Annotated in this window: 13 protein-coding genes; 6 read left to right on the top strand and 7 right to left on the bottom strand. The window is 69.1% G+C overall.

Features of this window, described 5'->3' with window-relative positions; all coding sequences use genetic code 11:
• Positions 1–99: 99 nt before the first annotated feature.
• The 6 genes from FFK22_RS01025 (at position 100) to FFK22_RS01050 (ending at position 5,591) form a co-directional block, all read left to right on the top strand.
• Entirely contained in the window at positions 100–999 is a 900-nt protein-coding gene (locus tag FFK22_RS01025) for a 2-hydroxy-3-oxopropionate reductase (RefSeq protein WP_138892799.1), read from the top strand.
• A 96-nt stretch (positions 1,000–1,095) separates the two neighbouring features.
• Positions 1,096–2,436 (top strand): 8-oxoguanine deaminase, encoded by a 1,341-nt coding sequence (locus FFK22_RS01030; protein ID WP_138892800.1) that lies wholly within the window; start codon positions 1,096–1,098, stop codon positions 2,434–2,436.
• Positions 2,437–2,517: 81 nt separating this feature from the next.
• Entirely contained in the window at positions 2,518–4,296 is a 1,779-nt protein-coding gene (locus FFK22_RS01035) for an SRPBCC family protein (RefSeq protein ID WP_138892801.1), read from the top strand.
• Positions 4,297–4,361: 65 nt separating this feature from the next.
• A complete protein-coding gene (locus FFK22_RS01040; RefSeq protein ID WP_138892802.1) occupies positions 4,362–4,712 on the top strand; it encodes a helix-turn-helix transcriptional regulator in 351 nt (116 codons plus the stop codon).
• Complete coding sequence (locus tag FFK22_RS01045; RefSeq protein WP_138892803.1) at positions 4,696–5,157, top strand: SRPBCC domain-containing protein; 462 nt, start codon at positions 4,696–4,698, stop codon at positions 5,155–5,157. The genes FFK22_RS01040 and FFK22_RS01045 overlap by 17 nt, the downstream gene beginning before the upstream one ends.
• A gap of 20 nt (positions 5,158–5,177) precedes the next feature.
• Positions 5,178–5,591, top strand: a complete 414-nt coding sequence (locus FFK22_RS01050) for a GFA family protein (RefSeq protein WP_138892804.1) — start codon at positions 5,178–5,180, stop codon at positions 5,589–5,591.
• Between the two features lie 28 nt (positions 5,592–5,619).
• On the opposite strand, the gene FFK22_RS42640 is transcribed toward FFK22_RS01050, so the two are convergent.
• The 7 genes from FFK22_RS42640 to FFK22_RS01080 all read right to left on the bottom strand — a co-directional run.
• Positions 5,620–5,790, bottom strand: coding sequence for a hypothetical protein (locus tag FFK22_RS42640; RefSeq protein WP_186002238.1), 171 nt, complete (start codon positions 5,788–5,790; stop codon positions 5,620–5,622).
• Positions 5,791–5,996: 206 nt separating this feature from the next.
• Entirely contained in the window at positions 5,997–6,206 is a 210-nt protein-coding gene (locus FFK22_RS01055; RefSeq protein WP_138892805.1) for a hypothetical protein, read from the bottom strand.
• 115 nt (positions 6,207–6,321) lie between these two features.
• Entirely contained in the window at positions 6,322–7,161 is an 840-nt protein-coding gene (locus tag FFK22_RS01060) for an ABC transporter permease subunit (RefSeq protein ID WP_138892806.1), read from the bottom strand.
• Entirely contained in the window at positions 7,158–8,111 is a 954-nt protein-coding gene (locus tag FFK22_RS01065) for an ABC transporter permease subunit (RefSeq protein WP_138892807.1), read from the bottom strand. The genes FFK22_RS01060 and FFK22_RS01065 overlap by 4 nt, the downstream gene beginning before the upstream one ends.
• Positions 8,108–9,256 carry an ABC transporter ATP-binding protein gene (locus tag FFK22_RS01070; RefSeq protein WP_138892808.1) on the bottom strand — a complete coding sequence of 383 codons (1,149 nt, stop codon included), beginning with the start codon at positions 9,254–9,256 and terminating at the stop codon, positions 8,108–8,110. Before FFK22_RS01070 ends, FFK22_RS01065 begins: the two co-directional genes overlap by 4 nt.
• A gap of 183 nt (positions 9,257–9,439) precedes the next feature.
• Positions 9,440–10,537, bottom strand: coding sequence for a polyamine ABC transporter substrate-binding protein (locus tag FFK22_RS01075; RefSeq protein WP_138892809.1), 1,098 nt, complete (start codon positions 10,535–10,537; stop codon positions 9,440–9,442).
• A gap of 120 nt (positions 10,538–10,657) precedes the next feature.
• A partial coding sequence (locus FFK22_RS01080; RefSeq protein ID WP_306770058.1) for an acyl-CoA dehydrogenase family protein occupies positions 10,658–10,991 on the bottom strand: 334 nt, incomplete at its 5' end.

Below are 10,991 nucleotides of genomic sequence, written 5' to 3' on the forward strand. Positions count from 1 at the left end.
CCTCGGCCCCTACACCTCTCCTTGGGGAGAGGTCGAAATCGCAAGGCGATTTCGGGTGAGGGGGCGGCTCCGGCTCTCGTTTCCTCACAGGAGTTCGTCATGAACGTCGCCTTCATCGGCCTCGGCATCATGGGCCGCCCCATGGCCGGCCACCTGATCGCCGCCGGGCACAGCCTCTTCCTCTACGACATCACCGGCGTGCCGGAGGGGCTGGCCGGCACCGCCGTCTCCTCCGCCGCCGAGGCCGCCCGCCGCGCCGACATCGTCATCACCATGGTGCCCGACACGCCGCATGTGGAGGCGGCGCTGTTCGGCCCCGGCGGCGTCGCCGAGGGGCTGTCGCCCGGCAAGGTCGTGGTCGATATGAGCTCGATCTCGCCGATCGCCACCAAGGGCTTCGCCGAGAAGATCAATGTGCTGGGCTGCGACTATCTCGACGCCCCGGTCTCGGGCGGCGAGGTCGGGGCCAAGGCCGCCAGCCTGACCATCATGATCGGCGGACCGCAGGCCGCCTTCGACCGGGTGCGCCCGCTGTTCGAGGCGATGGGCAAGAACGTCACCCTGGTCGGCGGCAATGGCGACGGCCAAACCACCAAGGTCGCCAACCAGATCATCGTCGCCCTGACCATCGAGGCGGTGGCCGAGGCGCTGCTGTTCGCGGCCAAGGCCGGGGCCGACCCGGCCCGGGTGCGGCAGGCGCTGATGGGCGGCTTCGCGGCCTCGCGCATCCTCGAGGTGCATGGCGAGCGCATGATCCAGCGCAACTTCGCGCCCGGCTTCCGCATCGCCCTGCACCAGAAGGACCTGGCCCTGGCGCTGGACGGTGCCAAGGCGCTGAGCGTGCCCTTGCCGAACACCGCGGCGACGCAGCAGCTGCTGCACGCCGCCATCGCCCAGGGCGGCGCCGCCTGGGACCACTCCGCCATCCTCAAGGTGTTGGAGCGCCAGGCCGATTTCGAGATCGCCGCCCCCGCGGCCGCGCGGCAGGACGCGGCGTGATGCCATCACCAGGTTGAAGCACTTTCAAATCGCACAACCTCTCCCGTCCCCCTCATCCGGTGCTACGCTCCGAAGAAATGGGACGGGAGGCTTATCATGCGGCTGTGGATCAAGGACCCGCTGGCGATCCTGGCGGACGGCGCCGAGCGCGGCGTGGTGGTCGAGGACGGGCGGATCGCCGAGCTGGTGCCGGCGGGGCGGGAACCCGCGGCGCCGGTGGACGGCGTGTTCGACGCCGGCAGCCATGTCGTGCTGCCCGGGCTGATCAACACCCACCATCATTTCTACCAGACCCTGACCCGTGCCGTGCCGGCGGCGCTGGACCGCGAGCTGTTCCCCTGGCTGCAGGCGCTGTACCCAGTCTGGGCCCGGCTGGAGCCGGAGTCGCTGCGCAGCGCCGTCACCGTGGCGATGGCGGAGCTGCTGCTGTCCGGCTGCACCACCACCTCGGACCACCATTATGTCTTCCCCGACGGGTTGGAGCACGCCATCGACATCGAGGTCGAGGTGGCGCGGTCGCTCGGCATCCGCGCCACCCTGACCCGCGGCTCGATGAACCTGTCGGTGCGCGACGGCGGGCTGCCGCCGGACAGCGTGGTCCAGGACGAGGATGCAATCCTGGCCGACAGCGAGCGGCTGGTCGCGGCGCATCATCAGGCCGGAGACGGCGCCATGGTGCAGATCGCGCTGGCCCCCTGCTCGCCCTTCTCGGTCACCGGGTCGCTGATGCGGCGCACGGCGGAGCTGGCCGATCGGCTCGACGTCCGGCTGCACACCCATCTCGCCGAGACCGAGGACGAGAACCGGTTCTGCGTCGAGAAGTTCGGCGGCCGGCCGCTCGACTATCTGGAGGAGTGCGGCTGGCTGGGCCCGCGCACCTGGCTGGCGCATGGCGTCCATTTCAACCCGGCGGAAATCGACCGCATGGCCCGGGCCGGCACGGCGGTGACGCATTGCCCCTGCTCGAACCAGACCCTGGCCTCCGGCCATTGCCCGGTGCACGGCATGGAGCAGGCGGGGATGAGCGTCGGCCTCGGCGTCGACGGCTCCGCCTCCAATGACGGCTCGAACCTGATGCAGGAGGTGCGGGCCGCCTTCCTGCTGCAGCGGCTCAACTACGGCGTCACCGCGATCAGCCACCGCGACGCGCTGCGCTGGGCCACCGCCGGCTCCGCCGCCTGCCTCGGCCGGCCGGATCTCGGCGTGATCGCGCCGGGCAAGCAGGCCGACCTGGCGCTGTTCGCGCTGGACGAGCTGCGCTTTGCCGGCCATGGCGATCCGTTGGCGGCGCTGGTGCTGTGCGGCGCGCACCGGGCCGATTTCGTCATGGTCGGCGGCAGCTGGCGGGTGGAGCACGGCGCGATTCCCGGCCTCGACCTGCCCCGGCTGATCCGCAGCCACCAAGCGCTGGCCCTGCGGATGCAGAACGCCCTCTGAGTTTGAGCCTCTTGCCGAATGGCCGTTCGATTCACTAAAATTCCCATTCGATAGAGTCGAACGGCCGATCGGGAGGTTGGCATGGACGACGGCATGGAGAGCCGGGTGCGGGCGCGGCTGCCGCAGGATGCGCGGCGCGAGCAGCTGATCGACGCGGCGATCACCGCGATCGCCGAGCACGGTTTGTCGAACGTCACGCTGAGCAAGGTGGCCAGCCTGGCCGGGCTGACCGCCGGCATGGTCAATTTCCACTTCAAGTCGAAGCAGGACCTGCTGCAGGCGACGCTGGCGCGCATGGCCGAGGCCTATCGCGGCCTGTGCGAGAGCGCGGTGGCGGCCGCCGGCCGGGCGCCGGAGGAGGCGCTGATGGCGCTGGTCCGCGCCAGCTTCGACCCGCAGGTGGCGAGCCTGGAGCGGCTGGCGGTCTGGTACGCCTTCTGGGGCGAGAGCCGGGCCCGCGACGACTATATGGCGCTGGTCGCCTCCTCCGACCGCGCTTTCTACGAGGCGGTGCACGCGCTGATGGCCGAGCTGGCCGAGCGCGCCGGCGCCCGGATCGAGCTGCGCGCCGCGGCGCTGGGCCTGTGCGGGCTGGTCGACGCGCTGTCGCAGGAGGCGCTGGTGCAGCGCGAGGCCTTCGACTGGGACGACGCGGTCGACACCTGCCGCCGCTATCTCGCCAACCTGTTCCCGACGGAATTCGCCGCCCCGGCCCGGCTGCGCCTGGTGGCAGAGACCGAGCCCGACGCGCCCGCCTTGCCGCTGACCCTCCCCGGCTGGACCTATGCCGATCCCGGCATCCACGCGGCCGAGATCGAACGCATCCACCGCCCGGCCTGGCACCTGGTGGCGCATGTCTCGGAGCTGCGCGAGCCCGGCGACTACGTCACCTTCGAGGCGCTGGGCGAGCGCGCCTTCGTCATCCGCGGCGAGGATGGCGGGGTGCGCGCCTTCCACAATGTCTGCCGGCACCGCGCCCATGCCGTGCTGCAGGGCCGCGACGGCCATTGCAGCGGGCTGATCCGCTGCCCCTACCACGCCTGGTGCTACGCCTGGGACGGGCGGCTGCGCGCCGTGGCGGCGGCCAAGACGTTTCCGGAGATCGACACCGCCGGCCTCGGCCTGCTGCCGCTGGACTGCGAGGTCTTCGCCGGCTTCGTCTTCCTGCGCTTCGAAGGCGGCGGCCCGTCGGTGGCCGAGCGCTACGCCCCCCATGCGGCGGAGCTGGCGGCGCACCGGATCGAGGAGATGGTGCCGATCACCGATTACTGGATCGGCGAGATCGATGCCGACTGGAAGAATGTCTGGGACAACTACCTCGAGGACTACCACTTCCCGACCGGCCATCCCGGGCTGTTCGGGCTGATGTCCAGCGCCTATGACCGCGAGCCGGACGACGCCACCCGCACCATCCGGCTGAGCCACGCGCTGCGCCGGGATCCCGACGGCGGCTGGTCGACCCGGGCCTATGCCCGGCTGCTGCCGGACGTGCCGCATCTGCCGGAGGCGCTGAAGCGGCGCTGGACCTATCTGTTCCTGTATCCGGGGGTGTCGCTGGAGCTGTATCCGGACCTGCTGGACTATTTCCACATCCTGCCCGCCGGACCCGGCCGGTCGATCCTGCGCTGGCGCGCCTATGCCCGGCCGGACGACCGCCGCGCCATGCAGCTGACCCGGCGGCTGAATCTGCGGGTGAACAACCGGGTGCATGACGAGGATGCGGCGCTGATCCGCTCGGTGCAGCAGGGCCTGTCCGGCTCGGCCTATGGCAGCGGCGTGCTGGGCGAGAAGGAGATCAATCTCCGCGCCTTCCAGGGCTGGATCCGCCGCGACGTGCCGGAGGCCGGGCAGCTGCGATAGTCTTGACAGGCCCAGGCCGGCGGCCGTATTGAACCATTCGGTTGTTTAACCGATTGGTTCAGCACGTGTCGACGGACCCTCTCAGCCTCACCTTGGCGGCGCTCGCCGACCCCACCCGCCGGGCCATCCTGGCGCGGCTGGCCCGGGGCGAGGCTTCGGTCACCGAGCTCGGCGCGCCTTTCGCCATGAGCCTCACCGCCGTGTCCAAGCATCTGAAGGTGCTGGAGCGCGCCGGACTGGTGGCGCGCAGCCGCACGGCGCAATGGCGGCCCTGCCGGCTGCAGGCCGGGCCGCTGAAGGAGATCGCCGACTGGGTCGAGGGATACCGCCCGTTCTGGGATGCCGGCTTCGACCGGCTGGACGCCTATCTGCGCCAACTGCAAGGCAAGGACACCGACGATGACCGCACCCAGTGACAGCGCCACCCTGGAAGCAGGGCCGGAACTGCTCATCACCCGCCTCTTCGACGCTCCGCCCAGCCTGGTGTTCAAGGCCTGGACCCAGCCCGAGCACCTGGTGCGCTGGTTGGGGCCCACGGGTTTCTCGGCCTCAGCGGTGCGGATCGACCTGCGGCCGGGCGGCACCTGGAGCGCCGTGATCACCTCGGCCGACGGCAAGAGCCATGGCATGACAGGGATCTATCGGGAGATCGCGCCGCCGGAACGGCTGGTCTTCAGCTTCGCCTGGGACGAGGAGGAGGCGCAGAAGATGCTGATCTCCCTCACCTTCCGCGAGCGCGGCGGCAAGACAGAGATGACCTTCCGCCAGACCGGCTTCCGGTCGGTGGAGAGCCGCGACAGCCACCGCGGCGGCTGGAACGAGTGCTTCGACAAGCTGCCGGGCTTTCTGGCGCAGGCCTGAACCAACGGGAGAGGAAGCGGATGAAACGCACCTATCACGGCAGCTGCCATTGCGGCGCCGTGCGCTTCGAATGCGAGGCCGACCTGGCGGCCGGCACCAGCCGCTGCAACTGCTCGATCTGCAGCAAGGGGCGGTTCTGGAAGGTGATCGTGAAAGCGCCCGACTTCCGCCTGCTGCAGGGCGAGGATTCGCTGTCGGATTACCAGTTCGACGGCGCCGCCGGCGGCACCATCCATCACCTGTTCTGCCGCCGCTGCGGCGTCAAGCCCTTCGGCCGCGGCCATATGGAGGCGCTGGGCGGCACCTTCTATGGCGTCAACATCGCCTGCCTGGACGATGTGACGACCGAGGAGCTGTCAGCGCTGCCGGTCCAGTTCGAGGACGGCCGCACCGGCCATTGGGAGAGGGCGCCGGCGGAGACGCGATATCTGTGACGACGCGCGCCTCCGCCGCAGTATGCCCTTAGTAGGCCGGCGTCACCACGGTGGTGCGCGGCGGCGGCGTCACCACGGTCGCCGACGGTGCCGGCTGGGTCACCACGGTGGTGTCCGGCTTGTCCGGGGTGTTGTTCACGGTGCAGGCGGCCAGCAGCGGCAGCCCGAGCAGCGCGACGGCAAGAATGGTGGAGCGCATGTCCTATTCTCCAGTTTTTGTGGGAGCGGCTTGAATCGACACCGCGCTCAGTCAGCAACAGGGCGATGCGGTGTCGTGTTCCCCTGCGGGGACTGGGGTCAGAGGCTCGCGCCGGCACGGCGGCCCAGGGAAGCGGATACCCGATCGCGCATCCTGGCGGCCGGAGCCGCAGGGCGTCGTGCCGGCACGACCCCGACAAGCCGGCGTCAGTAGGCCGGCGTCACCACCGTCGTGCGCGGCGGCGTGACATAGGTGGTGGTCGGGGCGGGCACCACCACCGGGGCCGGCTGGGTGACCACGGCAGCCGGCGCGGGCTGGACCACGGTGGTCCGGGCCGGCGGGGCGGTGTTCACCGTGCAGGCGGCCGCCAGCAGCGACAGGCCTGCCAGAGCGAAAGCCGTGGAAATGGAACGCATCTCACGTCCTCCAGTGCAGTGAAGCGACCCGGATCCAGGCCGCAACCCACACGCAACGGGACGACGCGAACATGGGTTCCTTCGCCTGTATTTACGCAAAAATCGATGGTGATCTTTATGCCGATCCGGCCCCGGCGCGGCGGCTGTCGCCGGCTTTGCGGGCGTCGCGGCGGTTCAGGATCACGGCGCTGGCGATGACGAAGCTGGCCACCACCAGGATGATGATCGTCGCCAGGGCGTTGATGTCCGGCGTCAGCCCCAGCCGGACCTTGGAGAAGATCAGCATCGGCAGGGTGTTGGCGCCGGGGCCGGAGGTGAAGGTGGCGATCACCAGATCGTCCAGCGACAGGGTGAAGGCCAGGAGCCAGCCCGACACCATCGCCGGCGCCAGCAGCGGCAGGGTGATGTCGACCATCACCTGCCAGGGCCGGCTGCCGAGATCGGCCGCCGCCTCTTCGATTGACGCATCCATGTCGGCCAGGCGCGACTGCACCACCACGGCGACATAGGCCATGCAGAAGGTGACATGGGCGATGGTGATGGTCATGGCGCCGCGGCCGGACGGCCAGCCGAAGCTGTCCTCCAGCGCCACGAACAGCAGCAGCAGGGACAGGCCGGTGATCACCTCGGGCATCACCAGCGGCGCCGTGACCATTCCGGCCAGCAGCAGCCGGCCGCGGAACCGGCCGAACCGCGCCAGGGCGATGCCGGCCATGGTGCCGAGCGCGGTGGCGATGGTGGCCGAGATCGCGGCGATCTGCAGGCTCAGCAGCGCCGCGTCCATCACCTGCCGGTTGCCCCACAGCGCCACGTACCACTTCGTCGAGAAGCCACCCCAGACCGTCGCCAGCCGCGACGCGTTGAAGGAGAACACGATCATCGAGGCGATCGGCCCGTAGAAGAACACGAAGCCGGCCACCAGCCACAGGGTGAGGAAGCGGGACCGGCCCCTCATGCCTCCCCTCCCCGCGCCTGGCGGTTCTGGAACCACAGGATCGGCAGCACCAAGACCAGCAGCAGCACCACCGCCACGGCCGAGGCCACCGGCCAGTCGCGGTTCGAGTAGAATTCGCTGAACAGCACCTGGCCGATCATCGGGCTGGACGGGTTGCCCAGCAGCGCCGGGATCACGTATTCGCCGGTCGCCGGGATGAACACCAGCAGCGACCCGGCGATGATGCCGGGCAGCGACAGCGGCAGGGTGACGTCGACGAACACCCGCCAGGGCCGCGAGCCCAGGTCCATCGCCGCCTCGACCAGGCTCTGGTCCAGCTTCTCCAGCGTCACGTAGAGCGGCAGGATCATGAAGGGCAGGTAGGAGTAGACGATGCCGAGATAGACCGCGAAGTCGGTGTTCATCATCTCGATCGGCTGGTCGAGGATGCCGCTCCAGACCAGGAAGCCGTTGAGGATGCCCTGCTTGTTGAGCAGCCCCATCCAGGCATAGATGCGCAGCAGGAACGAGGTCCAGAACGGCAGGATCACGAACAGCAGCAGGATGTTGCGCGCGCCGGGCGAGGACCGGGCGATGCCGTAGGCGATCGGATAGCCGCAGACCAGGCACAGGGCGGTCGAGATCAGCGCGATCTTGACCGAGTTCAGGTAGCCGGCGAGGTAGAGCCAGTCCTGGGTCAGGAACACGTAGTTGCGCAGCGAGGCGGTGATCACCGGCCACGCCCCCTCGCCCCATTCCAGCAACGCCGAATAGGGCGGGCGGCCGACGATGCTCTGGGCCAGGCTGATCTTCAGCACGATCAGGAACGGCACCAGGAAGAACAGCACCAGCCAGAAAGTGGGCACGCCGATGATCAGGCCGCGCCAGGCGTCGCCGACCCGGTGCACGGCCCGCAGCCAGAGCGGCGCGGCCGGCTGCTTCGCCGCCCCGGGATCCGGGATCGCGGTCATTCGGTCAGCAGCAGCGCCGCGGCGGGGGACCAGGACAGCCAGACCCGGTCGTCCCAGTCGACCGGCCGGTCCTCCTCCCGCCCGCGGCGCTCGTTCTGCCGGCTGACCGAGACCAGCCGGCCGTTGCCGAGCTGCACCCGGAACAGCGAGCGGTCGCCGAAATAGCCGAGGTCGTAGACCATGCCCTGCAGCGTGTTGGCGGCGCCCTGCGGCGGCTCGCGCCCGATCGCGATCTTCTCCGGCCGCACCGCGACCGACACCTTCGTGCCCGGCGCCACCGTTCCGGCATGGGCGACGACCAGCGGCCCGGCCTGCTCGGTCGACACCGTCACCCGCCCGTCGGCCGCGCTGTCCACCGTGCCGTCGAACAGGTTGATCGAGCCGATGAAATCCGCCGAGAAGCGGCAGTTCGGATATTCGTAGATGTCGGTCGGCGTGCCCGTCTGCACGATCCGGCCGCGATTCATCACCGCGATCCGGGTCGACAGCGCCATCGCCTCCTCCTGGTCGTGGGTGACGACAATGAAGGTGACGCCGACCTGGTATTGGATATTCATCAGCTCGAACTGGGTCTGCTCGCGCAGCTTCTTGTCCAGCGCCGCCAGCGGCTCGTCGAGCAGCAGCAGCTTCGGCTTCTTCGCCAGCGCCCGGGCCAGCGCGACGCGCTGGCGCTGGCCGCCGGACAGCTGGTGCGGCTTGCGCGGGCCGAAGCCCTGCAGCTGCACCAGCTCCAAGAGCTCGGTCACACGGTCGCGCCGCTCGGCTGGGGTCATCGCCTCGTGCTTCAGCCCGTAGCCGATGTTCTTCTCCACGCTCATATGCGGGAACAGGGCGTAGGACTGGAACATCATGTTGACCGGCCGCTCATAGGGCGGCGTCCGGGTGACGTCCTGGCCGTCGATCAGGATGCGGCCGGCGCTCGGCGTCTCGAAGCCGGCGAGCATGCGCAGGAGCGTGGTCTTGCCGCAGCCGGAGCCGCCGAGCAGGCAGAACAGCTCCTTGCGGTGGATCTCGAGGTCGACGGCGTCGACCGCAGTGAAGTCGGCGAACCGCTTGGTCAGCCCTTCGATCCGGAGGATCGGTTGGGCCTGCGGGTCGAGCCAGGGCCGGTCCTTGGTGTCCGGATAGCGCTCGGCGGTGGCCATCTAGGGGCAGCGTGGGTTCTGGCGGCCCGAACCCCCTCCCCCTGGCCCCCTCCCGCAAGGGGAGGGGGGACTAAGTTTTTGATAAATTGAGAAATATCTCTCAGCCAAAACAATCGAGTCCCCCCTCCCCCCGCGGGAGGGGGTTAGGGGGAGGGGGTTGTCGACGACCCGCACCGCCGTCCCCTACTGCCCGGCCTTGATCTGGCTCCAGGCCCGGGTGCGCAGCCGCAGCGCGTCCTGCGGCAGGTCGGCCGGGACGTAGAGCTTCGCCCGCGTCGCCGCGTCCGGGTAGATCGCCGGGTTTTCCAGGATCTCCTTGTTCACGAACTCCGCGGCCGCCTTGTTGGCATTGGCGTAGTTGGTGAAGTTGGTGGCGGCGGCGATCACCTTCGGCCGCAGCATGTAGTTGATGAAGATCAGCGCGTTCTCGGGATGCGGCGCGTCGGACGGGATCAGCCAGCCGTCGAACCAGGCCGGGCCGCCGCTGTCCGGCACCGAATAGGCCAGGTCGATCTTCACCCCGGCCTCCTCCGCCCGGCTGGCGGCGGTGGCGTAGTCGCCGGACCAGGAGAAGGCCAGGCACAGCTCCTGGTTCGGCAACTGGTTCAGGTAGTTGGCGGAATCCACCGCCTTGACGTATTGCCGGATCGGCTTGAACAGCGCCGCCGCGGCCTCGTAATCCTCGGCCTTCTGCGAGTTCGGGTCGCGGTGCAGATAGGACAGCGCCAGCGGGATCATGTCGGTCGGCGATTCCAGGATCGAGATGCCGCAATCCGCCCATTTCGCCGCCAGCTCGGGCTTGAACAGCATGTCGAGCGAGGTGACCGGCGCATCGGCCATCCGCTGCTTGATCATGTCGACATTGTAGGCGAAGCCGACCGTGCCCCACATATAGGGCACCAGATACTCGTTGCCCGGGTCGTGGCCGGCGACGACCTTCAGGATCTCGGGGTCGAGATTGCCGTAATCGCTCAGCTTCGACTTGTCGATCTTCTGGAACACCCCGGCCTTGACCAAAGGCGGGATCAGGTGGGAGCTGTGCAGCACCACGTCGTAGCCGGAATGGCCGGCCATCATCTTGGCGTCGACGGTCTCGGACGCGTCATAGGTGTCGTAGACCACCTTGATGCCGGTCTCGGCCTCGAAATCCTGGATCGTGGTCTCGCCGATATAGTCGACCCAGTTGTAGACGTTGACGACCTTCTCCTCCTCGGCCTGCGCCGCGCCGGAGAGGAGGGCGGCCGCGGCCAGCAGCCCGATGGCCAAGGGGGAACGCGTCATCGCCTGGCTCCCTATGTCGCCTCACCTGCCGGCCGATTGTCCTGTTCGCCGCGGCCGTCGGCTTTCTCTATTCAGAGCCCGCTTCGCCGGGATTCTCCAGCGGATTCTTCACCTGAATTCCTATAGCCCGATCGTCCCCTTCAGCCCGCGCTTCAGCAGCCCGCTGGCGATGATCAGGCGCTGGATCTCGCTGGTGCCCTCCCAGATCCGGTCGACGCGGAGCTCGCGATTGAAGCGCTCGGCCACGTTCTCGCGCATATAGCCGCGGCCGCCGAAGATCTGCACCGCCCGGTCGGCGACGCGGCCGGCCATCTCCGAGGCCAGCAGCTTGGCCACGGAGCAGCGGGCGTGCAGCGCCTTGACGTCCAGGCCGCGGTCATGCGCGTCGGCCGCCTCATAGGTCACCAGCCGCGCGGCGTGCAACTCGGCGACGCTGTCGGCCAGCATCGCCTGG

The sequence above is a fragment of the Mycobacterium sp. KBS0706 genome, from assembly GCF_005938675.2.
GTDB lineage: Bacteria > Pseudomonadota > Alphaproteobacteria > DSM-16000 > Inquilinaceae > Inquilinus.

What these genes read in the sequence shown, in the direction of transcription:
- FFK22_RS01025 (WP_138892799.1), top strand. Translation starts at nt 100, where the DNA reads ATGAACGTCGCCTTCATCGGCCTCGGCATCATGGGCCGCCCCATGGCC.
- FFK22_RS01030 (WP_138892800.1), top strand. Translation starts at nt 1,096, where the DNA reads ATGCGGCTGTGGATCAAGGACCCGCTGGCGATCCTGGCGGACGGCGCC.
- FFK22_RS01035 (WP_138892801.1), top strand. Translation starts at nt 2,518, where the DNA reads ATGGACGACGGCATGGAGAGCCGGGTGCGGGCGCGGCTGCCGCAGGAT.
- FFK22_RS01045 (WP_138892803.1), top strand. Translation starts at nt 4,696, where the DNA reads ATGACCGCACCCAGTGACAGCGCCACCCTGGAAGCAGGGCCGGAACTG.
- FFK22_RS01050 (WP_138892804.1), top strand. Translation starts at nt 5,178, where the DNA reads ATGAAACGCACCTATCACGGCAGCTGCCATTGCGGCGCCGTGCGCTTC.
- FFK22_RS42640 (WP_186002238.1), bottom strand. Translation starts at nt 5,790, where the DNA reads ATGCGCTCCACCATTCTTGCCGTCGCGCTGCTCGGGCTGCCGCTGCTG.
- FFK22_RS01055 (WP_138892805.1), bottom strand. Translation starts at nt 6,206, where the DNA reads ATGCGTTCCATTTCCACGGCTTTCGCTCTGGCAGGCCTGTCGCTGCTG.
- FFK22_RS01060 (WP_138892806.1), bottom strand. Translation starts at nt 7,161, where the DNA reads ATGAGGGGCCGGTCCCGCTTCCTCACCCTGTGGCTGGTGGCCGGCTTC.
- FFK22_RS01065 (WP_138892807.1), bottom strand. Translation starts at nt 8,111, where the DNA reads ATGACCGCGATCCCGGATCCCGGGGCGGCGAAGCAGCCGGCCGCGCCG.
- FFK22_RS01070 (WP_138892808.1), bottom strand. Translation starts at nt 9,256, where the DNA reads ATGGCCACCGCCGAGCGCTATCCGGACACCAAGGACCGGCCCTGGCTC.
- FFK22_RS01075 (WP_138892809.1), bottom strand. Translation starts at nt 10,537, where the DNA reads ATGACGCGTTCCCCCTTGGCCATCGGGCTGCTGGCCGCGGCCGCCCTC.